This is a genomic window from Paracoccus sp. 228, from assembly GCF_000967825.1.
GTDB classification, from domain to species: Bacteria; Pseudomonadota; Alphaproteobacteria; order Rhodobacterales; family Rhodobacteraceae; genus Paracoccus; species Paracoccus marcusii.
This window is the reverse complement of sequence record NZ_JYGY01000004.1, coordinates 212,965-234,585: the sequence shown is the minus strand read 5'-3', so window position 1 is coordinate 234,585 and position 21,621 is coordinate 212,965. Positions and strand designations below refer to the sequence as shown.

Genomic DNA, 21,621 nt, shown 5'->3' with positions numbered 1-21,621 from the left:
ATGCGCGTGGACCTGATCATCTTCGACTGCGACGGCGTCATCGCCGACAGCGAGGTGCTGTCCGCGCAGGTGCTGATCGACCAGCTGGCGCGTCTGGACATCGTCGTGACGCCCGACGATGTGCGCCGCGATTTCCTGGGGCGCAGCTTTCCCACGGTCGCGGCGTCGATCCGCGACCGCTTTGCCCTGACCCTGCCCGCCGATTTCGAGGCAACCTATCGGGCCCGCCTGCTGGCGCGGTTCGACACCGATCTGCGCACGACACCGGGCTTTGCCGATGCGCTGGCGCAGATCCGGCTGCCGGTCTGCGTCGCGACCTCGTCCAGCCCGCCGCGGGTTGCGCGGACGCTGGCGGTGCTGGACCTGGCGCAGCGGTTCGGCGCGGACGTCTTCACGGCCAGCCAGGTGGCGCGCGGCAAGCCCGCGCCCGACCTGTTCCTGTTCGCGGCCGAACGGATGGGCGTCGATCCCGCCCATGCCCTGGTGATCGAGGACAGCCAGCCCGGCCTGCAGGCGGCCCGCGCGGCGGGAATGCGGGTCCTGCAGTACCGCGGCGGCGCCCATCTGGCGGGACAGCCCGCAACGGACGAGGGCTTTGACTGCTGGTCGCAGTTCCCCGACCTGCTGGCGCGCATCCAGGTGCCGGCATGAGCCAGAACCACTTTACCCCCGAAACGACCCGCCTGGACGATGCCGCCCGCGCCGGCTGGCTGTACTACGTCGCCGGAAACACCCAGGACGAGATCGCGCGCAAGCTGGGCGTCAGCCGCCAGACCGCGCAGCGTCTGGTCGCGATGGCGCTGGCCGAACGGCTGGTCAAGGTCCGCCTGGATCACCCGATCGGACGCTGCATGGACCTGGCGCGCGCGCTGCAGGACCGGTTCGGCCTGCTGACCGCCGAAGTCGCGCCCTCGGACCCCGAGGCGCCGGACCTGTTGGCGGGCATCGCCATCGCCGCCGCCGCGCATCTGGAACGCGTGCTGAAATCGCCCGAACGGCGGATCGTCAGCCTAGGCACCGGGCGCAACCTGCGCGCCACGGTGGAACAGCTGCCCCGCATGACCTGTCCCCAGCATGTCGTCGTGTCCCGCCTCGGCAACATGATGGAGGACGGGTCGGCCACCCCCTACAACGCCACCATCCGGCTGGCAGAGCGCATCGGCGCGCCGCACTTTCCCTATCCGCTGCCGGTGCTGGCGCGCGACGCGGCGGAACTGGCGGCGATGCAGGGACAGCAGGCCGCCCGCAACACCATCGACCTGTGCGCCCGCGCCGACCTGTCGCTGGTGGGCATCGGACAGATGGACATGACCGCGCCGCTGCATGTCGACGGCTTCCTGAGCGAGGCCGAAATGGCGCAGCTGGCCCGCGCCGGTGCCGTGGGCGAGATCACCAGCTGGGTCTACGACGCCCGGGGCCAGGTGATCGATTGCGACTTCAATCGCCGCGTGGCGTCGGCGCCGCTGCCCTGCGGGAGCGACCGTCCGGTGATCGCCGTCGCCTCGGGACAGGCCAAGCTGCCGGCCATCCGCGCGGCGATGGTGGGGGGGCTGATCAACGGCCTGATCACCTCGGAGGCAACGGCGGAACGCCTGCTGGCCTGAAGAATTGCAATGTCGTCAAGCTGTTACACCCTCGCTGCGCTGCGGCGGGGAATCTGCGTTGACAGATTCGCAAGACGGCGCGAGTATATGCCCATCGGAAGGGCAAATGCCCAACCGCCAAGGGAGGACTACATGACCATGACATTCCGCGCCCTTCTGGGCGCTACGGCCCTGTGCGCCGTCGGCAGCATGGCCGCCGCGCAGGACAACGTGACCCTGACGATCGCGACCGTGAACAACGGCGACATGATCCGCATGCAGCAGATGACCGCGCCCTTCACCGAGGCGAACCCGAACATCCAGCTGGAATGGGTCACGCTGGAGGAGAACATCCTGCGCGAGCGCGTCACCACCGACATCGCCACCAGCGGCGGGCAGTATGACGTGCTGACCATCGGCACCTACGAGGTGCCGATCTGGGCGGCGCAGGACTGGCTGACGCCCCTGGACGACCTTCCCGAAAGCTACAACGTGGACGACCTGGTTCCCGCCGTGCGCGCCGCCCTGTCGGTGAACGACACGCTGTACGCCGCGCCGTTCTATGCCGAATCGGCGATGGTGATGTACCGCACCGACCTGGCCGAGGCCGCGGGCGTGACCATTCCCGACAACCCGACCTGGACCGACATCACCGCCGCCGCCAAGGCGATGACGGACAAGGAGAACGAGGTGTATGGCATCTGCCTGCGCGGCAAGCCGGGCTGGGGCGAGAACATGGCCTTCCTGACCGCCATGGCCAACAGCTATGGCGCGCGCTGGTTCGACATGGAATGGGCGCCCCAGTTCGACAGCCCCGAATGGCAGGCGACGCTGACCGACTATCTGACGCTGATGAACGAATACGGTCCTCCGGGCGCGTCGTCGAACGGCTTCAACGAGAACCTGTCGCTGTTCCAGCAGGGCAAGTGCGGCATGTGGATCGACGCGACCGTCGCCGCAAGCTTCGTGACCGACCCCGAGGATTCGACCGTCGCGGACAGCGTGGGCTTTGCACAGTTCCCCAACAAGGAAGGCGTCGACAACCACGGCAATTGGCTGTGGGCGTGGAACCTGGCCATCCCGGCCTCCAGCCAGAAGCAGGACGCGGCCAAGACCTTCGTGGCCTGGGCGACCAGCCAGGAATACACCAACATGGTGGCCGAAGCCGAGGGCTGGCGCGCCGCACCTCCGGGCACGCGCACGTCGCTGTACGAGAACCCCGACTATCAGGCCGAGGCTCCGTTCGCGGCGATGACGCTGGAATCGATCAACGCCGCCGACACGCAGAAATCGTCGGTCCAGGACATTCCCTACACCGGCGGCCAGTTCGTCGCGATCCCGGAATTCCAGGGCATCGGCACGGCGGTCGGACAGACCTTCTCGGCGGCGCTGGCAGGCCAGATGTCGGCCGAGGACGCCCTTGCGGCGGCACAGTCCAGCACCGCCCGTGAAATGGCGCGCGCGGGCTATCCCAAGTAAGCCGCGACCCGCGCCGCCCCTGACATGCGGGGCGGCGCACCCCCGCTTTCCCCAAAAGGACGCAAGCCATGGCCACCCGCCAGACCGCAAGTCTTGCGCGCCTGATGCGCGCACCTGCCATCATCCTGCTGCTGATCTGGATGATCGTCCCGTTGGGGATGACGCTGTACTACTCGTTCCTGAACTACAACCTGCTGAACCCGGCCTCCGTCAGCTGGGCAGGGTGGTTCAACTATCAGTATTTCTACACCGATCCGGCCTTCTTCGACGCGATCTGGAACACGCTGGCCCTGGTGCTGGGCGTGCTGGCGATCACCGTCATCGGGGGCATCGCGATCGCCCTGCTGATCGACAAGCCGATCTTCGGACAGGGGATCGTGCGGATCCTGATCATCTCTCCGTTCTTCGTGATGCCGCCGGTGGCCGCGCTGATCTGGAAGAACATGATCATGCACCCGTCCTATGGGGTCTTCGCCGACATCGCGCGCGCCATCGGCGTGCAGCCGGTGGACTGGTTCGCGCAATATCCGCTGACCTCGATCATCATCATCGTGGCCTGGCAATGGCTGCCCTTCGCGACGCTGATCCTGCTGACCGCCCTGCAGTCGCTGGACGGCGAACAGATGGAGGCGGCCGAGATGGACGGCGCGGGCGCCGTCAGCCGGTTCATCCACCTGACCCTGCCGCACATGGCACGCGCCATCACCGTCGTGGTGCTGATCCAGACCATCTTCCTTCTGGGCATCTATGCCGAGATCCTGGTGACCACCAATGGCGGTCCGGGCAATGCCAGCACCAACCTGACCTATCTGATCTATCGCGCGGCCCGTCTGAACTTCGACATCGGCGGTGCGGCCGCGGGCGGCATCATCGCGGTCATCCTGGCCAACATCGTCGCGTTCTTCCTGATGCGCGCCGTCGGCAAGAACCTGGATTGAGGAGCATCCCATGGCACGCGCAGTAAGCACCCGCACCAAGGTCGGCTATACCATTGCCGCCTGGATCGTGGCCTTGGTGATCTTCTTCCCGATCCTCTACACGATCATCACCAGCCTGAAGACGGAACAGGAGGCCATTTCGGGCTTCAGCCTGATCCCGTCCTTCACCCTGTCCAGCTTCGAGGCGGTGCAGACCCAGAACAACTACTGGAAGCCCTTCACCAATTCGGTGATCCTGGCGGTGGGTTCGACCATCCTGGCGCTGATCGTCGCGATCCCGGCGGCCTGGGCGATGGCGTTCTCTCCCACCAAGCACACCAAGGACATCCTGATGTGGATGCTGTCCACAAAGATGATGCCCGCGGTCGCGGTGCTGGTGCCGATCTATCTGATCTTCCTGCGCTCCGGGCTGATGGACACGCGGATCGGCCTGACGGTCATGCTGATGCTGATCAACCTGCCGATCGTGGTCTGGATGCTGTACACCTATTTCCGCGAGATCCCCGGAGAGATCCTGGAGGCCGCGCGCATGGACGGCGCCACGCTCAAGGACGAGATCCTGTACGTGCTGACGCCCATGGCTGTTCCGGGCATCGCGTCGACCATGCTGCTGAACGTCATCCTGGCCTGGAACGAGGCGTTCTGGACCATCCAGCTGACCACCACCAACGCCGCGCCCTTGTCGGCCTTCATCGCCAGCTTCTCCAGCCCACAGGGGCTGTTCTGGGCGAAACTCTCGGCGGCCTCCGTCATGGCCATCGCGCCGATCCTGATCATGGGCTGGTTCAGCCAGAAACAACTTGTCCGCGGCCTGACCTTCGGCGCGGTGAAATAAGGGGACCATCATGGGACGCATTACCCTTGAAGCAGTGACCAAGCGGTTCGGAGACGTCGAGGTCATCCCGCCCCTGAACCTGGACATCAACGACGGAGAGTTTGTGGTCTTCGTCGGCCCCTCGGGCTGCGGCAAATCCACCCTTCTGCGCCTGATCGCGGGGCTGGAGGACACGTCGGGCGGGCGCATCCTGATCGACGGCAAGGATGCCACCGACACGCCCCCGGCCAAGCGCGGCCTGGCGATGGTGTTCCAGTCCTATGCGCTGTACCCGCACATGTCGGTCAAAAAGAACATCGCCTTTCCGATGCGCATGGCGGGTGTGCCGCAGGACGAACAGGACCGCCGCATCACGGCGGCCGCCAAGGCGCTGAACCTGACCGATTACCTGGACCGCAAGCCGGGCCAGCTGTCGGGCGGCCAGCGCCAGCGCGTGGCCATCGGGCGGGCCATCGTGCGCGAACCGGCCGCGTTCCTGTTCGACGAGCCGCTGTCGAACCTGGACGCCGCCCTGCGTGTCGGCATGCGCCTTGAGATCAGCGAGCTGCACAACCGCCTGAAGACCACGATGATCTATGTCACCCATGACCAGGTCGAGGCGATGACCATGGCCGACAAGATCGTGGTCCTGCGCGCCGGCAACATCGAACAGGTCGGCAGCCCGATGGAGCTGTACCGCGCGCCTAGGAACCTGTTCGTCGCGGGCTTCATCGGCAGCCCCAAGATGAACCTGATCGACGGGGCGGCGGCCGCGGAATACGGTGCCCACACCATCGGCATCCGGCCCGAACACATCGCGGTGTCGCCCGATCACGGCAAGTGGCGCGGGCGCGTCGGCGTCAGCGAGCATCTGGGGTCGGACACGTTCTTCTATGTCGAGGACACGGGTCTGGCCGACACCATCACGGTGCGCGCGGGCGGCAACATCGACCTGCATCACGGCGACACCGTCTGGCTGACCCCGGACGAGGCGCAGATGCACCGCTTTGACGCCACGGGGGCGCGGGTGGCATGATGCTGTCGGGAAAGACCGCCCTGATCACCGGGGCCGCGCGCGGCATCGGGCTAGCATTCGCCCGCGCCTATCTGGATCAGGGGGCGCGCGTCGCCATCTGCGACATCAACCTAGAGGCCGCCCGCGCGGCGGCCGCGGGTCTGGGCGAGGGTGCCATCGCGGTGGCGCTGGACGTGACCGATCAGGCCAGCATCGACGCCTGCGTGGACTCCGTGGAACAGCAGTTCGGCGGCATCGACATCCTGATCAACAACGCGGCCCTGTTCACCGCCGCCCCCATCGCCGAGATCACCCGCGCCGATTACGACCGCATCATGGCGGTCAACGTGTCGGGCACGCTGTTCATGATGCAGGCCGTCGCGCGGTCCATGATCGCGCGCGGCAAGGGCGGGCGGATCATCAACATGGCGTCCCAGGCCGGCCGCCGTGGAGAGGCGCTGGTCGCGGTCTATTGCGCCAGCAAGGCCGCGGTGATCAGCCTGACGCAATCGGCGGGCCTGAACCTGATCGCCCACGGCATCAACGTGAATGCCATCGCGCCCGGCGTGGTCGACGGCGAACATTGGGACGGCGTGGACGCGTTCTTCGCGAAATACGAAGGCAAGGCCCCCGGCCAGAAAAAGGCCGAGGTGGGCGCCGCCGTCCCCTTCGGCCGCATGGGCACTGCGGCCGACCTGACCGGCATGGCGGTGTTCCTGGCATCCGACGGGGCCGACTACATCGTGGCCCAGACCTACAATGTCGACGGCGGCAACTGGCTCAGCTGACTGCCGCACCCCCTGCAATTCCCGGCCCCCCGCGCGCATCCTGCGCCGCGGCCACGGGGCGATTTGACGAAAGGTCCGATCATGGCCATCCAACTGACCCAATCCGCGCTGGCCGGGCTGCCCGACACCGTGGCACGCCCCGCCTATGACCGCAGCGCCCTGACGGCGGGCATCCTGCATGTCGGCGTCGGCAATTTCCACCGCGCGCACATGGCGTGGTACCTTGACCGGCTGTTCGCCCAGGGGCGCGACCACAGCTGGGCGCTGATCGGCGCGGGCGTGCGTCCGGGCGACGCCGCGATGCGCGAACGGCTGGCGGCCCAGGACTGGCTGACCACGCTGGTCGAGCTGGACCCCGCGGGCCTGTCCGCACAGGTGCTGGGCTCGATGATCGATTTCGTGGCCGTGGACCCTGCCGCCACCATCGCCGCGATGGCCGATCCGGCGATCCGCATCGTCTCGCTGACCATCACCGAGGGCGGCTATTATGTCGACGCCAAGACCGACGGGTTCGATGCGGGCCATCCGGACATGGTCCATGACGCGGGCGCGCCGGATGCGCCGCGCACCGTGTTCGGCATGATCCTGGCTGCGCTGCGGGCGCGGCACGCGGCGGGGCATGCGCCCTTCACCGTCCTGTCCTGCGACAACCTCCCGGAAAACGGCCATGTCTGCGCGCGTACCCTGACGGGGCTGGCCCGCGCGCAGGACCCCGCGCTGGCCGATTGGGTTCAGACCAACGTGGCCTTTCCGAACAGCATGGTCGATTGCATCACCCCGGCGACCAGCGACCGCGAACGCGCCCTGGTCCGCGACCGCTTTGGCATCGAGGATGCCGCCCCGGTCGTCTGCGAGCCCTTCCGCCAATGGGTGCTGGAGGACAACTTCCCCCAAGGCCGCCCGGCGCTGGAGGTGGTCGGTGCCGAATTCGTCGCCGACGTCAGCCGCCACGAGCTGATGAAGCTGCGCATCCTGAACGGCGGTCATGCGGCCATCGCCTATGCCTCGGCGCTGCTGGGGCACCATTTCGTGCATGACGCGATGGCGGACGCGGACATCGCCGCCTGGCTGCGCACGCTGGAGACGCGCGAGATCATCCCGACCCTGCAGCCCATTCCGGGCGTCAGCTATGACGAATACCTGGCGCTGATCATCAGCCGCTTCTCGAACCCCGAGATCGGCGACACCATTCCGCGCCTGTGCCTGGACGGGTCGAACCGCCAACCGAAATTCATCCTGCCGACGCTGCGCGACCGGCTGACGGCGGGCGCGCCCATCGGCGGGCTGGCCCTGGAGCTGGCGCTGTGGTGCCGCTATTGCGAAGGCACGACCGAGGCGGGCGCGCCGATCGCACCCAATGACGACGCCCATGCGACGCTGCGCGACCATGCGCTGGCGGCAAAGGACGATCCGCAGGCGTTCCTGTCCCAGCACGCGATCTTTGGCGATCTGGCGGGGTCCGCGCCCTTGGTCGCGGCCTTCGGCGACGCGCTGGCCGCGTTGCGCCGGGACGGGGTGCGGGCGACGCTGGCGGCCTATGTCGCGGGCATGCCCCACCGCTGAAAGCTGGCGGCCAGGTCAGGGCAATCGGCTGCGGCCTGGGCGGGCGTCAGGCCCGCGCCGGCCGCAGTCCAGGCATTGCGGATGGCGCGCACCCCGGCGGCCGGTCCGTTCGGATGCCCGTGGATGCCGCCGCCGCCCAGATACATCAGATCCAGCGTGCCGCCTGTGCGGGCCCAGGTCTCGAAGGCTTGCCCGCCCCATTGGCCCGAGCAGACCACAGGCAGCGCCCGGTCCGTGTCCGAGAAGATTGGCGTTGTAACGTCCTGGAACGACTGCACGAAGCTGTCGTCGCCCTCCCAGTATTTCGCGCCGATGCCGTTGATCTGGAACTGGTCGACGCCCAGCAGGCGCCAGATCTTTTGCCAGGCGCGAAAGTCGAAGCCCAGGCCCGGATGGCGCGTCAGCAGGTCCCACCCGTTGCGATGCGCATGCAGGCACAACGCCGACCGCTTTCGCAGGAAGGCCATCGCCCCCGGCCCGATCGAATTGATGTTCACCACCGCCGCATTGCCGCCCCGTGCCACGACGTGATCGTGGCGGCGCATCATCACGTCCGGGTCCGCGGATGACAGGCCAAAGGCATACATCACCCGCTTGCCCGTCCGCTGTTCGTGATCGCGGATCACCGCCATGACGGCATCGACCCGCGCCTCGAAGGGGGAATAGGCGGGCGACATCATCTTTTCGTCGTCCTTGATGAAATCGACCCCGGCCTCGCACAAGGTGCGCACGACCTCGGCGGTCTGATCGGGGGTCAGGCCAAGCGAGGGCTTGATGATCGACGCGATGATCGGCCCTTCTGCCACCCCGGTCAGGCGGCGCGAGCCTTCGATGCCGAATTGCGGCCCCGGGTGGGCCGCGAAATCGGGCGTCAGGTGGAAATCCAGCACCCGCATGCCGGTCAAGCCGCGCGCCGCGAACAGGCCGCCCGTGGTGACCGTCAGCAGCGCCGCGATGTCGCCGCCGATGCTGTCGGGCGAAAAGGCGATGGTCGCGCGGGCGCGCCGCACCGGCCCCCCGCCCTCGGGCAGCGAGGGCTGGGGCAGGGGCTCCAGCAGGGTCACGTCCTCGACCCGGGCGGCGTGGCGGGCGCGCAGGGCGTCGGTCTCTCCGGGCAGGTCGGTGAAAGTGCCGGTGGACTGGTCGGCCGCGATCTTCTCGGCCATGGCGCGCGGGTCGCCCGGGGTCTCCAGCAGATAGGTGACGCGGATCATGGCTGCTCCTGATGTCGGGGGCCGCCGCCGTCGCGGATCCAGCCGAAATAATCGGTCGAGCCCATCTGCCCGCCCTTCAACGCGATCTCCAGCCCGTCATGCGGGCCGTCACCATAGGCCCGGCACAGCGCGGCGCCGGGGATGGTGGGGGCCAGCGCGGTCAGGGCGCTGAGGCTCAGCTGCCGCATCGCGTGCCCCGAGGTGTCGCCCCCCGAGATCACCGCGCGGCGGATGCCTGACCCGCGCAGCACCCCGTCCAGGATGCGGCCCAGCCCCTCTCCGATGCGCCGGGCGGCGGTCTCGGGCGCCAGGCCGGAGGCCGACAGAGCGCTGCGGAACGCGCCGACCTGTGCGCCGTCATGGCCCGCAGCCGAATGGATCAGCGGGCTGGAGCCGTCACTTGCGGCACGCAGGGCGGCGGCGGTCAGGCGCGCGACCTCGGCCGCCAGATCGGCCTCGGACCCGCAGGCTGCCCGCGCGTCAAAGGGCAGCAGCGCAAAGCCGTGCCGCCCCGCCCAGTCCAGCTGCGCCGCCGTCACCGGCGAGACCGATCCCGACACCGCCGCGATGCGCGCCACGCGCCCGGCCGAGGCGGGCGGCGGCGGCGCGGGCAGGTCCCCCGTCTGCTGCCAGTGGCGCACCAGCGCGTATTCGACCCCCTGACTGCCCGCGACGAAACCCATGCGCGCGCGGTTCCGCCAGATCAGCGCGCCCGCCGCGGCCTCCGATGCCGGGTCCATGCCGTCGATGGACAGGATGCGCGCGCCCTGGGTCAGCGCCTCCTCCTGCCGGGCCTGCGGGTCGGTTGCCAGCGCCTCCAGGTCGATCAGCGCGCCGGGCAGGTCGGTCTGCGCGGACAGATGGGCCAGCAGGTCGGATTCGGCCATGGGCGTCGCGGGGTGGTGCGCCATGACCGGGTGCCGGTCCAGCCGGAACACCCCCTGCGGGCTGCCCGCGAAGAGATGCCCGAAGGCCTGATAGCGGCGCATGGCGGGGGCGGCGGTCAGCAGGGGCACGGCTCGGGAGGGGCGCACCGAAAGGCCCGCCGCGATGGCGGCGCCGATCGAGCCCATATGTGGCGACGAATCGAAGGTCGAGCAGATCTTGTAATGCAGGATCTGCGGCTGCAGCGCGTCAAGCGCGGCGAACAGCGGTGGCAGGTGTTCGGCCATCCAGTCCGGTCCCTGTGCGCGGGCGGTCGTGGCCAGCCCCACTGCCGCGCAATCCGCGAACCGCGCCATCATCGCGGCTGTGGGCGGTTCGGTGAACAGGACCGATGGCAGGCCGGCGAAGGTCAGCACCTCCATCACCGCGGCGGCGCCGGTGAAGTCGTCGCCCAGCCAGGCCAGCCGCAGATCGGTCATTCGCATCCCCTCTTGACGTAACGGAATAATTATCACCTCATCATACCAGTTAGGCAAGTGATTCCCGAAGGCCGGAGGAGACCGAGATGACCAAGGTGGCGCTGCTGGGGGCGGGCGGTAAGATGGGGGTGCGTCTGGCGACGAACCTGGCCCGGACCGATTTCGAGGTGGCCCATGTCGAGGTCAGCCCCGCCGGACAGGCCCGGCTGAAGGCCGAGACGGGGCTGGGCTGCGTCCCGCAGGAGGCGGCGCTGGCGGGCGCCGAGGTGGTGATCCTGGCGGTGCCGGACACGGTGATCGGCAAGGTCGCGGGCGCGGTCGTGCCGCAGCTGGCGCCGGGGACCATGGTCGTGGTGCTGGATGCGGCCGCGCCCTTTGCGGGCCATCTGCCCGAGCGGGCCGACATCACCTATTTCGTGACCCATCCCTGCCACCCGCCGATCTGGAACGACGAGGACACGCCCGAGGGCCGGGCCGACCATTTCGGCGGCGTGGCGGCCAAGCAGGGCGTGGTCAACGCGCTGATGCAGGGCCCGCGCGAGCATTACGCACTGGGCGACAGCATCGCCCGCGCGATCTATGCCCCCGTCGCCCGCAGCCATGAGGTGACCGTCAGGCAGATGGCCATGCTGGAGCCGGGCCTGTCCGAGACGGTCTGCGCCTCGCTGCTGGCGGTGATGCGCGAGGCGCTGGACGAATGCGTGGCGCGCAGCGGCGTCAGCCACGACTGCGCCCGCGACTTTCTGCTAGGCCATATGAACATCCTGGGCGCGGTGCTGTTCAACGAGCGCGAGGGCGCGTTCTCGGACGCCTGCAACAAGGCCATCGAATTCGGCAAGCCGATGCTGATGCGCGACGATTGGAAGCGCGTCTTCGACTGGGACGAGGTCGAGGCCAGCATCCACCGCATCACCTGATATCGCGCGGCGGGCGGGGGAGCGTCCGCCGCGATCACCAACACAAGGGAGGAGACCTTCGATGACCAAGATGATGACCGCCGCGTCGATGCTGGCCATGCTGCTGGGTGCGGGACCGGCGCTGGCCCAGGCAAAGGTGATGAACCTGGCCTTCACCCCGCCCGCCGACAGCCACTACGGCGACGCAGCGCGCGCCTTTGCCGACACCATCGCGGAACGGTCCGACGGTGCCTTCGAGATCGCGCTGCGCCCGGCAGGCGCCCTGGGCGGCGAACGCGACGTGATCGAGGGGCTGCAGATAGGCACGGTCGAGCTGACGATCTCCTCGACCGGACCCATCGGCAACTTCGTCCCAGAGGTCTATGCACTGGATTTTCCGTTCCTGTTCGATGACTACGCCAGCGCGCATGCGGTCCTGGACGGAGAGATCGGACAGGAGCTGCTGGCCAGCTTCCAGCCGCACGGCATCGTGGGCCTGGCCTGGGCCGAGAACGGGTTTCGCCACATCACCAACTCGGTCCGTCCGATCCGCGAGCCTGCCGACCTGTCCGGGCTGAAGCTGCGCACGATGGAGAACGAGGTGCATATCGCGGCCTTCCGCGCCGCCGGGGCCGCCCCCACGCCGATGAGTTGGACCGAGGTGCTGACTTCGCTGCAGCAGGGCACCATCGACGGGCAGGAGAACCCCATCCCCATCGTCACCGCCAACAACATGTGGGAGATCCAGGACAACATCACCCTGACGGGCCATGTCTACTCGCCCGCCGTGGTGGCCATGTCCGCGATCCACTGGGACGGCCTGACCGAGGAACAGCAGGGCTGGTTCGTGGAGGCCGCCCAGGCCGCCGCCGCCGCATCGCGCAAGACCGTCGCCGCGAACGAGGAATCGGGCATCGCCCTGATGCGCGAGAACGGGATGGAGGTGATCGACGGCATTGACAAGGCCGCTTTCGCCGCCGCGGTCCAGCCGGCCTATGACGAGTTCGCCGACCGCTATGCGCCCGAGCTGATCGCGCGCATCCGCGCGGCGCAGGACTAGGGCGTCCGGCGGGGCCGCCTGTGGCCCCGCCCCATATCGGGGTCATCACCATGAGACATGTCGAAGCCTGGGCCGAGGGCGTCGTCCGGCTGGCCCACAACCTGGCCGCGCTGCTGCTGGCGGTGGCGACGGGGCTGGTCTTCTTCCAGGTCGTCACGCGCTTTGGCCTGGGCCATGCCGCCGGCTGGTCCGAGATCCTGGCCCGTGGCCTGATCATCTGGTCCACGCTCTTGGTCGCGGCGGCGGGCTTCCGCCTTGGCGCGATGATCCCCATCGACTTTCTCCGCGGGCTGCTGCCCGGCCCTGCGCAGATCTGGGTGATCCGGCTGGTCACGCTGCTGACGCTGGCCTTTCTGGCGGTGCTGGTCTGGCAGGGCTGGTCCATGACGCTGCGGGTGCAGGCGCAGCGGGTCGCGATGCTGGGCACCTCGATGAGCTTGTTCTATGCGGCGATCCCGTTGGGCGCGCTGATGGCCATTCCGGGCGTGCTGCTGCGCCATGTTGATCAGGAAAGGGAACGCCCGTGAACTCTGCCCTCGCTGCCGGGCTGATCGCCCTGTTCACGCTGTCGGTACCGGTGGCGGTGTCCATCGCGCTGGCCTCGATCATCGCGATCCACTTCTTCTCGAACCTACCGCTGGTGGTCGTCCCGCAGAAGATGTTCACCGGGCTGGACAGCTTTCCGCTGATGGCGGTGCCGTTCTTCATCCTGGCGGGCGCGATCATGACCCAGGGGGGCATCTCGGCCCGGCTGGTCGATCTGGTGAAATCCATGGTCGGGAACATCCAGGGCGGGCTGGCCAGCAGCTGCGTGCTGACCTGCATGCTGTTTGCGGCCATCTCGGGGTCGTCGGTGGCCACGACCTTCGCGGTGGGGTCCATCCTGATCCCGGCGATGCTGCGCCACGGCTATCCGGTGGGCATGGCGGGCGCGATCCAGGCGTCATCCGCCGAACTGGGCGTGATCATCCCGCCCTCGGTGCCGCTGATCCTCTATGCGGTCTCGACCGAGACCTCGATCACGCGGCTGTTCCTGGCGGGCATGGTGCCGGGGCTGATGATCGCCGCCGCTCTGGTCGTGATGGTCCAGATCTGGTGCCGAGTGAAGGGCCACGGCAAGCGGGACGGCGAGGGCCGCCGGGCCATCCTGCCCGCCGCGCGCCGCGCCTTCGGGGCGCTGATGATGCCGATCATCATCGTGGGCGGCATCTATGGCGGCGTCTTCACGCCGACCGAGGCCGCCGCCGTGTCGGTCATCTATGCGCTCATCCTGTCGATCTTCGTCTATCGCGAACTGTCCTGGTCCGACCTGCCGGGCATCTTCCGCGCGGCGGCGGTGTCGTCGGGGGCAGTCATGCTGATCATCTCGGCGGCGGCGCTGTTCAGCTTCCTGATCAGCCTGTCGGGCCTGCCCGGCGCCGTCGGCACCTGGGCCCAGGAGAATTTCGGCAGCGCGCTGACCTTCCTTCTGGGCGTCAACCTGCTGCTGCTGGTCGTGGGCATGTTCATCGAGACCAGCGCCGCGATCCTGGTGCTGGCCCCGATCCTGACGCCGGTGGCGATCAGCTTCGGCATCGATCCGGTGCATTTCGGCATCGTCATCGTGGTGAACCTGGCCCTGGGCATGATCACGCCGCCTTTGGGGGTGAACCTCTTCGCGGCGGCCGCCGTGGCGAAGGTTCCGGTGCAGGCGCTGTTCCGGTCGCTGGTCTGGCCCATCGCCACGGTTCTGGCGATGCTGGCGGCGATCACCTATGTTCCCGCCATCTCCCTGGGGCTGGGCTGGTGGATGATGCCATGATCAAGGTCGGACTGATCGGCTGCGGCTTCTTCGCGGTGAACCAGATGCAGGGCTGGGCCGATGCGGAAGGGGCCTGCGTCACCGCGATCTGCGACCGTGACCCGGACCGTCTGGCCGCGATGGGCGCGCGGTTCGGCATCGCGCAGCGCTTTGACGACGTGGCGCGGATGATGCGCGAGGCGGATCTGGACGTGGTCGACATCGCCACGACCGTCCCGTCGCATCGCCCGCTGGTAATGGCGGCGGCCGAGGCCGGGCTGCACGCCATCTGCCAGAAGCCCTTTGCCGAGACGCTGGAGGATGCCCGCGCCATGGTCGCCGCGATGGAGCGCGCGGGCCGTGTCCTCATGGTGCACGAGAACTTCCGCTGGCAGTCGCCCGTCCGCGCCGTGCTGGCCGCGCTGCGCGAGGGCGCGGTGGGGCGGCCCTTCTTCGGGCGGGTCAGCTTCCGGTCGGGCTATGACGTCTTTTCGGGACAGCCCTATCTGGCGACCGATCCGCGCTTCATCATCCAGGATCTGGGCATCCACATCCTGGACATCGCCCGCGCCCTCTTCGGAGAGGTGGACCGCCTGTCGGCCAGCACCGCGCGCATCAACCCCGTGATCCGCGGCGAGGACGTGGCGACGATCCTGATGGATCACGTGGGCGGGGTGACCGCGGTCGTCGACTGCTCCTATGCGACGCGGCGGGACGAGACCTTTCCCCAGACCCTGATCGAGATCGACGGCACCGAAGGCACGCTGCGGCTGGAGGCCGGATACCGGCTGGTCGTCGACCGCGGCGGCGACCGGCAGGTGCGCGACGTCTCGCCCCCGCTGCTGCCTTGGGCCGAACGGCCCTGGCACAACATCCAGGAAAGCGTCGCGCTGATCCAGCGGGACTTCGTGGCCTGCCTGCGCGAGGGCCGGGTGCCCGAGACCTCGGGGCGCGACAACCTGGCCACGCTGGCTTTGGTCGAGGCCGCCTATGCCTCGGCCCGCGACGGCAGCCGGGTCCGGCCGTGACGCGGACGCTCTCCTGCGGGCCCGCGCGGCTGGTGCTGGAGGGCGACCGCCTGCGCCACCTGCATCTGGACGGGGTCGAGGCGATCCGCGGCCTGTCCTTCCTGGTCCGTGACCGCGATTGGGGCACCGTCGCGCCCAACATCTGCGATCTGCGCCTGTCCGACGGGCCGGACGGCCCACGCATCGCCTGGACGGCGCGGTATGACATGGGCACGGGCAGCGTGCGCGCCGCGCTGACGGTCGATCTGACGCCCGACGGGCTGACCGCGCGGGCGGTGATCGGGGCGCGGGGGCAGGTCTGGACGAACCGCACCGGCTTCACGCTCTTGCACCCGATCACCGGGGTCGCGGGGGCGCCGGTCACGGTCGATCACGCGGACGGCCCGCCCGAGCAGGCGCGCTTTCCTGCGCTGATCGCGCCGTGGCAACCCTTCATGGACATCACCGGCCTGACCCATCAGGCGGGCGGCTGGCGCGTCCATTGCCGCTTTGACGGCGACATCTTCGAGATGGAGGATCAGCGCCAATGGGGCGATGCCTCCTTCAAGACCTACAACCGCCCCCTGTCGCGGCCCTGGCCCTATCGCCTGGAGGGTGAGACCACCCAGACCGTCACCATCCGCTGGACCCCGGCCGCGCCCATGGCCCCGGTCCCCGGCCCGAAGGCCCGCGTGGCCGACCCGCGCTTTCCGCAGACGGCGCTGGCCCTGACCGGGGCGGATGCGGCGCATCTGGCCCGCGCGCCGCAGGATCTGGCCGCGATCGGGGCGCAGCGCCTGCTGTGCCATCTGGATGCGGCGGGTGACATCGCGCGCGACCTGGCGGGTTTCGCCGCGCTGCAGGCGGCGCTGCCCGGTCCGGCCTATGATCTGGAGCTGCTGGCGCTGTGCGACCCTCAGGTCGATCCGCAGGAGGAGTTCGCCCGCCATGCCGCGGCGCTGGCGGCATCGGGGCTGGTCGCGGCCACGGTACTGGTTCATGCGCGGCCGGACCGGCAATCGACGCCGCCGGGGTCGGACTGGCCGCCCTGCGCGCCCCTGGCGCACGTCCATGCGGCGGCGCGCGCGGCCTTCGCGGGGCATCCGGTGGGTGGGGGCGTGGCCAGCTTCTTTCCCGAACTGAACCGCAAGCCACCGCCGCCGGGACTGGCGGTCGTGACGCATGGGCTCTGCCCCATCGTGCATGCCGCCGACGATCTGTCGGTGGTCGAGGTGCTGGAGGCGGTGCCGCATATCCTGGCTTCGGGGCGCGCCCTTGCGGGGGATGTGGACTATTGGCTGGGGCCGTCGACCATCGCCATGCGCCACAACCCCTATGGTAGCCGCACCATCCCCAATCCGGGGCGCGGGCGCGTCTGCATGACCGATGACGAGCCGCGCCAAGAGACTGGCTTTGCGGCGGCCTGGGCCTGCGGGCTGGCCGCGGCCATTGCGCCCGCCGGGCTGTCGGTCTGGACCCCGGCCGAGGTCCTTGGTCCGCGTGGCCTCTTCGCGCCCGACGGGCGTCCGCGCCCGGTGGCGGGGGTCGTGGCCGCGCTGGCGGCGCTGGCCGGTGCGTGTGTCCTGGGCGCGCAGGGGGGCGGTCTGGTGCGGCTGCATCTGGGCGGGCGCGTCCTGCGCGCGAACCTCACGCCCCGTGCGCAGGCGGGGCTGGCGCCCTGGGGCTGGGATCAGGACGACGCGCCGGATTTGCAGGCGGGCGCGGGCCGTCCTAAACCATGGGCATGATGCAACCGACCGACCCTTCCGACCGAATCGTCCGGCGCAAGCTGTCCGACCAGGTGTTCGACCGCCTGCGCGACATGATCGCCAGCGGAGAGCTGCCGCCCGGCGCGCCGCTGCCGTCAGAACGCGACCTGATGGAGCGGTTCGGCACCGGCCGCCCCGCCGTGCGCGAGGCGCTGCAGCACCTGCACACCATGGGCCTGATCACCATCAGTCACGGCGAGCGAAGCCGCGTCAACGCGCTGAGCGCGGACAGCGTCCTCAGCCGCGTGGACGACGTGGCGCGGATGCTGCTGTCGTCGGAACCCGACCAGCTGGACCACCTGAAGCAGGCGCGGCGGATGTTCGAATGCGGGCTGGTGCGCATGGCCGCCCAGACCGCGACAGAGGCCGACGTGGCCGACCTGCGCGACCTGATCGCCGCGCAGCGGGACTGTCTGGGCGATGCCGCGCGCTTCGTCACCCAGGACATGGCGTTCCATGCGCGCATCGCGGCGATTTCGGGCAACCCGATCCTGGTCGCCACCAGCCAGTCGATGCTGCGCTGGCTGTTCCAGTATCATGGCGTGCTGCTGCACTGGTCGGGCAACGAACAGATCACCCTGCGCGAGCACGAGGCCATCACCGACCTGATCGCCGCGCATAATCCGGACGGCGCGGTGGCGGCGATGCAGGCGCATCTGGACCGCTCGGTGGGTCTTTACGCGCATCAGAACGCCCAGGGGTGAGCGGGGCGCCCATCCTGCTGCTGGGGGCGGGGCATGCCAATCTGCTGGCGCTGCCGCCGCTGCGGGCGGCGCTGCCGGACGCGGCCGTTCTGCTGGTCGACATGGCCGAACACGCGACCTATTCGGGCATGTATCCCGGCCTGATCGCGGGCCATTACCACACCGACCAGCTGAGCATCGGGCTGGCGGATTTCGCCGCGCGGCACGGGGCGGGTTTTCTGCGCGCGCGTATCACCGGGATCGATCCGGTCGCGCGCCAGGTGACGGCCGTGCAGCCCTGCGGCACGGCGCAGCGTCTGGACTATGCCCAGGCCGCGCTGGATGTGGGCAGCCACGGCGTCATGCCTGAAATCGCGGGGTTTCGTGACCATGCGCGTGCCGTCAAGCCGCTGCGCGCCGATCTGCCGTTGCCCGACCGGGGCCTGCCGTCGGTCGTGATCGGCGGCGGCGTGGCGGGGGCCGAGATCGCGCTTGCCCTGTCCCATCGCCAGCGCGCGCCCGTCACTTTGGTCGAGGCCGGGCCCCGCATCGCCGCAGCCCTGACGCCACGCGCCCGGACCCTGCTGCGCCGCGCACTGGACAGGGCAGGGGTCGCGATCCTGACGGAGGCGCGCGTGCATCGGGTCGCGGCCGATCACGTGGTGCTGGCCGACGGACGGCGGATCGACAGCGCCCTGACCCTGGGCATCGCCGGCGCACGTGCGCCGGACTGGCTGGCACGCGATCTGCCGGTGGACGAGGCGGGCTTTGTTTGCGTTGGGCCTTGCCTGCAGGTGCCTGGCCATCCCGACCTGTTCGCGGCCGGCGACTGTGCCTTCATGACCCACGCCCCCCGCCCAAAGGCCGGTGTCTTTGCCGTGCGCCAGGCGCCCGTGCTGGCGGCGAACTTGGCCGCGCGGCATCTGGGCCGCCCCTGCCGGGCGTTCCGGCCGCAGCGGGATTATCTGAAGATCATCTCGCTTGGCGGGCAGGAGGCGCTGGCCCAGTGGCACGGCATTGTCCTGCAGGGCCGCTGGCTGTGGCGGGTCAAGGACCGGATCGATCGGGGGTTCATGGCGCGCCTGAAGGGCTAGGCCGTCGATGGCCGTCGGGATCGATCGATTTGGTCACGTTCGACGGCGCCCCGGTAACGGATCGGAAACCTGTGGCTGCTATCCCGGCGGGACAGACCTCTTTCCCGACCAACCCCCAAGAGAGGGGCAAGCATGCCGTTCCGTTCCATCTCCATCCGCGCCAAGCTGGCCCTGTCCGCCGCCGCGCTGACCGCCTTTGCCATCGTCGCCGTGATCGCGCTGACGACAAGCCTGATGACGCGCGATTCGGCCCGCGAATCCGAGGCGCATGCCGGCGCGCTGATGACCGGCTATGCCGCGACCATCGCGCAGGAGGTCGGCAGCGTCATCGACACCGTCCGCACCGGCGTCGCCGGGATCGAGGGGGCGATCGCCGACGATCCCGCAAATCGCGACGCGCTTGCCTCTATCGTCACCACGATCCTGCGCACGCGTCCCGATCTGGTCGGCATGACGCTGGCGCTGGAACCCGACGCGCTTGGGCCGGATGGCGCCCATCTGGGCAGCCCCTATGCGGATGCCGCCGGGCGGTTCGTGCCGTATTTCTTCTACGCCCCTGACGGAAGCATCGGCATCGAACAACTGGACATGCGCCCCGAGGCCGGGACCGACAGCTGGTACGACCGGCCGCTGCGCGAGGATCGCAGCCTGATCACGCCGCCCTATCTGTACCCCGTGAATGGTGCCGAGGTGCTGATGACCACCGTCAGCGGCGTGGTCCGCGACGGCACGCGGCCGGTAGGCGTGCTGACCGGTGACGTATCGCTGGACCGGCTGTCGGCGCGGATCGAGGAGCTGCGTCCCTTTGGCGACGGTCGCGTGCGGCTGGTCAGCTCCGGGGGGCTGTGGATCGCGCATGAGGACCGCGCGCTGCTGGGCCAGCCGGTGCAGGCTGCGGACCAGGCGTTGATGGCGGCGGGACCGATGCACTACGCCGAGGTGGAGGGGCAACAGTCGATGGTCCTGACAGGGTCAGTCGCCTTTCCCGGCATGGACGAAAGCTGGACCCTGATGATGCATGTGCCGCGCGCGACCGTGATGGCGCACGTCACCCAGACGCGCGACCGGGCGGTTCTGACCGCGGCGCTGATGCTGCTGGGAACGCTGGTCGTCGTCTGGTTCGGCGCGCAGATCATCTCTCGTCCGATCGAGGGGATGACGGCGGCGATGACCCGTCTGGCGGATGGTGACCTGGAGACGCCGGTCCCCCATGCCGGCCGCGGCGACGAGATCGGGGCGATGGCCGGGGCGATGCAGGTGTTCCGCGACCGGGCGCTGACTGCCCGGCGTCTGGAGGCCGAGGCCGAGGCCGCGCGCGACGCCCGCGACCGCGACGCCCGCGCCGAGGCCGAGCGTCAGGCCCGCGTCGTGCGCGAGATCGGCACCGGGCTGGACCGGCTGGCCGCTGGCGATATGACGCATCAGATCGCCAGCCCCGCGCATGATCCCTTTCCGCAGGGCTATGATTCGCTGCGCCTGGCGTTCAACGGTGTCGTGGGCGGTCTGTCGGACACGATCCGCCGCATCACCGACGTCGCCAACCAGGTGCGCGGCGGCGCGGACGAGATCAACATGGCCGCCGGAGAGCTGTCCAGCCGCGCCGAGACCCAGGCCGCCACACTGGAACAGTCCGCCGCGGCCCTGAACCAGATGAACGAGAGCCTGCGCCAGACCGCCGAACGCGCCCGAGAGGCGGAGCGCGCCAGCGGCCAGAACCGCGACATCGCCCAGACCAGCGCGGCCGTCGTGGCCGATGCGGTCACCGCCATGCAGGGCATCCAGCGGTCGTCGGAACAGATCACCCGCATCATCGGTGTCATCGACGACATCGCGTTCCAGACCAACCTGTTGGCCCTGAACGCGGGCGTCGAGGCTGCTCGAGCCGGAGAGGCGGGTCGCGGCTTTGCGGTCGTGGCCTCCGAGGTGCGGGGCCTTGCGCAGCGCGCGGCGGAATCCGCGCGCGAGGTGCGTGGCCTGATCTCGCAAAGCGCGGCGCAGGTCAGGACCGGGTCCGATCTTGTGGGCCGGACGGGCGACAGCCTGGGGGTCATCCTGCAGAAGGCGTCGGACGTGTCCGAACAGATCGCGGCCATCGCCCTGGCCACCGCCGAACAGTCCATCGGCCTGTCCGAGATCAACAGCGGCGTGAACCAGCTGGACCAGGTGACCCAGCAGAATGCCGCGGTGGCAGAACAGGCGACGGCGGCGTCCATGTCGCTGCGCCAGCAGGCCCAGGTCCTTTCGACCGAGATGGGGGCATTCACCGTGACCGATCAGGCACCGCCCGCCCAACGCCCGTCGCTTGCACCGGACTTTGCGGTCGAGGCGCGCCCGATCCGGGTCGCGGCCCCGGCCGGTCGAGGGCAGATGCTGGAGTTCTAATGCCGCGCGATGCCGCCCGCATAAGCGCATGCTTGTGCGGGCGGCCGATTCGTGGTATGCGCCGCCCTGCGGACCGGGCCCCTCTGGCAGCATGATCGTCACGATCGGCTGCGATGTCGGACCGCATCGAGCGTGCTCGGTGCATCGGTGGCCCTTCCGTCGTCCCTTGCCCCGCACATTTTCAGTCTTGCG

19 protein-coding genes are annotated in these 21,621 nt (G+C 69.3%); 17 read left to right on the top strand and 2 right to left on the bottom strand.

Going from position 1 to position 21,621, the window contains the following annotated elements:
• From SY26_RS14090 to SY26_RS14055, 8 genes are all read left to right on the top strand, one after another.
• Complete coding sequence (locus SY26_RS14090) at nt 1-651, top strand: HAD family phosphatase (RefSeq protein ID WP_045982113.1); 651 nt, start codon at nt 1-3, stop codon at nt 649-651.
• Nucleotides 648-1,604, top strand: coding sequence for a sugar-binding transcriptional regulator (locus SY26_RS14085; protein ID WP_046001030.1), 957 nt, complete (start codon nt 648-650; stop codon nt 1,602-1,604). Before SY26_RS14090 ends, SY26_RS14085 begins: the two co-directional genes overlap by 4 nt.
• 132 nt (nt 1,605-1,736) lie before the next feature.
• Nucleotides 1,737-3,062 (top strand): sugar ABC transporter substrate-binding protein, encoded by a 1,326-nt coding sequence (locus SY26_RS14080; protein ID WP_046001029.1) that lies wholly within the window; start codon nt 1,737-1,739, stop codon nt 3,060-3,062.
• Nucleotides 3,063-3,130: 68 nt separating this feature from the next.
• On the top strand, nt 3,131-4,000 hold the full coding sequence (locus SY26_RS14075; RefSeq protein ID WP_046001028.1) for a carbohydrate ABC transporter permease: 870 nt from the start codon (nt 3,131-3,133) through the stop codon (nt 3,998-4,000).
• 10 nt (nt 4,001-4,010) lie between these two features.
• Complete coding sequence (locus SY26_RS14070) at nt 4,011-4,835, top strand: carbohydrate ABC transporter permease (RefSeq protein WP_046001027.1); 825 nt, start codon at nt 4,011-4,013, stop codon at nt 4,833-4,835.
• 10 nt (nt 4,836-4,845) lie between these two features.
• A complete protein-coding gene (locus tag SY26_RS14065; RefSeq protein ID WP_046001026.1) occupies nt 4,846-5,850 on the top strand; it encodes an ABC transporter ATP-binding protein in 1,005 nt (334 codons plus the stop codon).
• Nucleotides 5,847-6,617 (top strand): L-iditol 2-dehydrogenase, encoded by a 771-nt coding sequence (locus SY26_RS14060; RefSeq protein ID WP_046001025.1) that lies wholly within the window; start codon nt 5,847-5,849, stop codon nt 6,615-6,617. The genes SY26_RS14065 and SY26_RS14060 overlap by 4 nt, the downstream gene beginning before the upstream one ends.
• Before the next feature lie 81 nt (nt 6,618-6,698).
• Nucleotides 6,699-8,180, top strand: coding sequence for a mannitol dehydrogenase family protein (locus SY26_RS14055; protein ID WP_046001024.1), 1,482 nt, complete (start codon nt 6,699-6,701; stop codon nt 8,178-8,180).
• On the opposite strand, the gene oiaX is transcribed toward SY26_RS14055, so the two are convergent.
• Together oiaX and SY26_RS14045 are read right to left on the bottom strand one after the other, a co-directional pair.
• Complete coding sequence (oiaX, locus tag SY26_RS14050; protein WP_157020504.1) at nt 8,153-9,394, bottom strand: 3-oxo-isoapionate-4-phosphate decarboxylase OiaX; 1,242 nt, start codon at nt 9,392-9,394, stop codon at nt 8,153-8,155. The genes SY26_RS14055 and oiaX overlap by 28 nt on opposite strands.
• Nucleotides 9,391-10,758: a four-carbon acid sugar kinase family protein gene (locus SY26_RS14045; protein ID WP_046001022.1), complete on the bottom strand. Its 1,368-nt coding sequence runs from the start codon at nt 10,756-10,758 to the stop codon at nt 9,391-9,393. The genes oiaX and SY26_RS14045 overlap by 4 nt, the downstream gene beginning before the upstream one ends.
• Nucleotides 10,759-10,844: 86 nt before the next feature.
• Between SY26_RS14045 and SY26_RS14040 the strand changes: the two genes are divergently transcribed.
• The 9 genes from SY26_RS14040 (at nt 10,845) to SY26_RS20005 (ending at nt 21,429) form a co-directional block, all read left to right on the top strand.
• Nucleotides 10,845-11,675, top strand: a complete 831-nt coding sequence (locus tag SY26_RS14040; RefSeq protein ID WP_046001021.1) for a phosphogluconate dehydrogenase C-terminal domain-containing protein — start codon at nt 10,845-10,847, stop codon at nt 11,673-11,675.
• Between the two features lie 61 nt (nt 11,676-11,736).
• Nucleotides 11,737-12,714, top strand: coding sequence for a TRAP transporter substrate-binding protein (locus SY26_RS14035; RefSeq protein WP_052715293.1), 978 nt, complete (start codon nt 11,737-11,739; stop codon nt 12,712-12,714).
• A gap of 50 nt (nt 12,715-12,764) precedes the next feature.
• Nucleotides 12,765-13,241, top strand: coding sequence for a TRAP transporter small permease (locus SY26_RS14030; protein WP_046001168.1), 477 nt, complete (start codon nt 12,765-12,767; stop codon nt 13,239-13,241).
• Nucleotides 13,238-14,515, top strand: a complete 1,278-nt coding sequence (locus SY26_RS14025) for a TRAP transporter large permease (RefSeq protein WP_046001020.1) — start codon at nt 13,238-13,240, stop codon at nt 14,513-14,515. Before SY26_RS14030 ends, SY26_RS14025 begins: the two co-directional genes overlap by 4 nt.
• Entirely contained in the window at nt 14,512-15,522 is a 1,011-nt protein-coding gene (locus SY26_RS14020) for a Gfo/Idh/MocA family protein (RefSeq protein WP_046001019.1), read from the top strand. The genes SY26_RS14025 and SY26_RS14020 overlap by 4 nt, the downstream gene beginning before the upstream one ends.
• Complete coding sequence (locus SY26_RS14015; RefSeq protein ID WP_046001018.1) at nt 15,519-17,249, top strand: hypothetical protein; 1,731 nt, start codon at nt 15,519-15,521, stop codon at nt 17,247-17,249. The genes SY26_RS14020 and SY26_RS14015 overlap by 4 nt, the downstream gene beginning before the upstream one ends.
• Nucleotides 17,246-17,974: a transcriptional regulator NanR gene (locus SY26_RS14010; RefSeq protein WP_046001167.1), complete on the top strand. Its 729-nt coding sequence runs from the start codon at nt 17,246-17,248 to the stop codon at nt 17,972-17,974. The genes SY26_RS14015 and SY26_RS14010 overlap by 4 nt, the downstream gene beginning before the upstream one ends.
• Nucleotides 17,971-19,047 carry an FAD-dependent oxidoreductase gene (locus tag SY26_RS14005; protein WP_046001017.1) on the top strand — a complete coding sequence of 359 codons (1,077 nt, stop codon included), beginning with the start codon at nt 17,971-17,973 and terminating at the stop codon, nt 19,045-19,047. Before SY26_RS14010 ends, SY26_RS14005 begins: the two co-directional genes overlap by 4 nt.
• A 132-nt stretch (nt 19,048-19,179) precedes the next feature.
• Nucleotides 19,180-21,429 (top strand): methyl-accepting chemotaxis protein, encoded by a 2,250-nt coding sequence (locus tag SY26_RS20005; RefSeq protein WP_052715292.1) that lies wholly within the window; start codon nt 19,180-19,182, stop codon nt 21,427-21,429.
• Nucleotides 21,430-21,621: the final 192 nt, after the last annotated feature.

Excerpts from the sequence above, each read along its gene's own strand:
- SY26_RS14090 (WP_045982113.1), top strand. The coding sequence starts at position 1 with ATGCGCGTGGACCTGATCATCTTCGACTGCGACGGCGTCATCGCCGAC.
- SY26_RS14085 (WP_046001030.1), top strand. The coding sequence starts at position 648 with ATGAGCCAGAACCACTTTACCCCCGAAACGACCCGCCTGGACGATGCC.
- SY26_RS14080 (WP_046001029.1), top strand. The coding sequence starts at position 1,737 with ATGACCATGACATTCCGCGCCCTTCTGGGCGCTACGGCCCTGTGCGCC.
- SY26_RS14075 (WP_046001028.1), top strand. The coding sequence starts at position 3,131 with ATGGCCACCCGCCAGACCGCAAGTCTTGCGCGCCTGATGCGCGCACCT.
- SY26_RS14070 (WP_046001027.1), top strand. The coding sequence starts at position 4,011 with ATGGCACGCGCAGTAAGCACCCGCACCAAGGTCGGCTATACCATTGCC.
- SY26_RS14065 (WP_046001026.1), top strand. The coding sequence starts at position 4,846 with ATGGGACGCATTACCCTTGAAGCAGTGACCAAGCGGTTCGGAGACGTC.
- SY26_RS14060 (WP_046001025.1), top strand. The coding sequence starts at position 5,847 with ATGATGCTGTCGGGAAAGACCGCCCTGATCACCGGGGCCGCGCGCGGC.
- SY26_RS14055 (WP_046001024.1), top strand. The coding sequence starts at position 6,699 with ATGGCCATCCAACTGACCCAATCCGCGCTGGCCGGGCTGCCCGACACC.
- oiaX (WP_157020504.1), bottom strand. The coding sequence starts at position 9,394 with ATGATCCGCGTCACCTATCTGCTGGAGACCCCGGGCGACCCGCGCGCC.
- SY26_RS14045 (WP_046001022.1), bottom strand. The coding sequence starts at position 10,758 with ATGACCGATCTGCGGCTGGCCTGGCTGGGCGACGACTTCACCGGCGCC.
- SY26_RS14040 (WP_046001021.1), top strand. The coding sequence starts at position 10,845 with ATGACCAAGGTGGCGCTGCTGGGGGCGGGCGGTAAGATGGGGGTGCGT.
- SY26_RS14035 (WP_052715293.1), top strand. The coding sequence starts at position 11,737 with ATGACCAAGATGATGACCGCCGCGTCGATGCTGGCCATGCTGCTGGGT.
- SY26_RS14030 (WP_046001168.1), top strand. The coding sequence starts at position 12,765 with ATGAGACATGTCGAAGCCTGGGCCGAGGGCGTCGTCCGGCTGGCCCAC.
- SY26_RS14020 (WP_046001019.1), top strand. The coding sequence starts at position 14,512 with ATGATCAAGGTCGGACTGATCGGCTGCGGCTTCTTCGCGGTGAACCAG.
- SY26_RS14010 (WP_046001167.1), top strand. The coding sequence starts at position 17,246 with ATGATGCAACCGACCGACCCTTCCGACCGAATCGTCCGGCGCAAGCTG.
- SY26_RS20005 (WP_052715292.1), top strand. The coding sequence starts at position 19,180 with ATGCCGTTCCGTTCCATCTCCATCCGCGCCAAGCTGGCCCTGTCCGCC.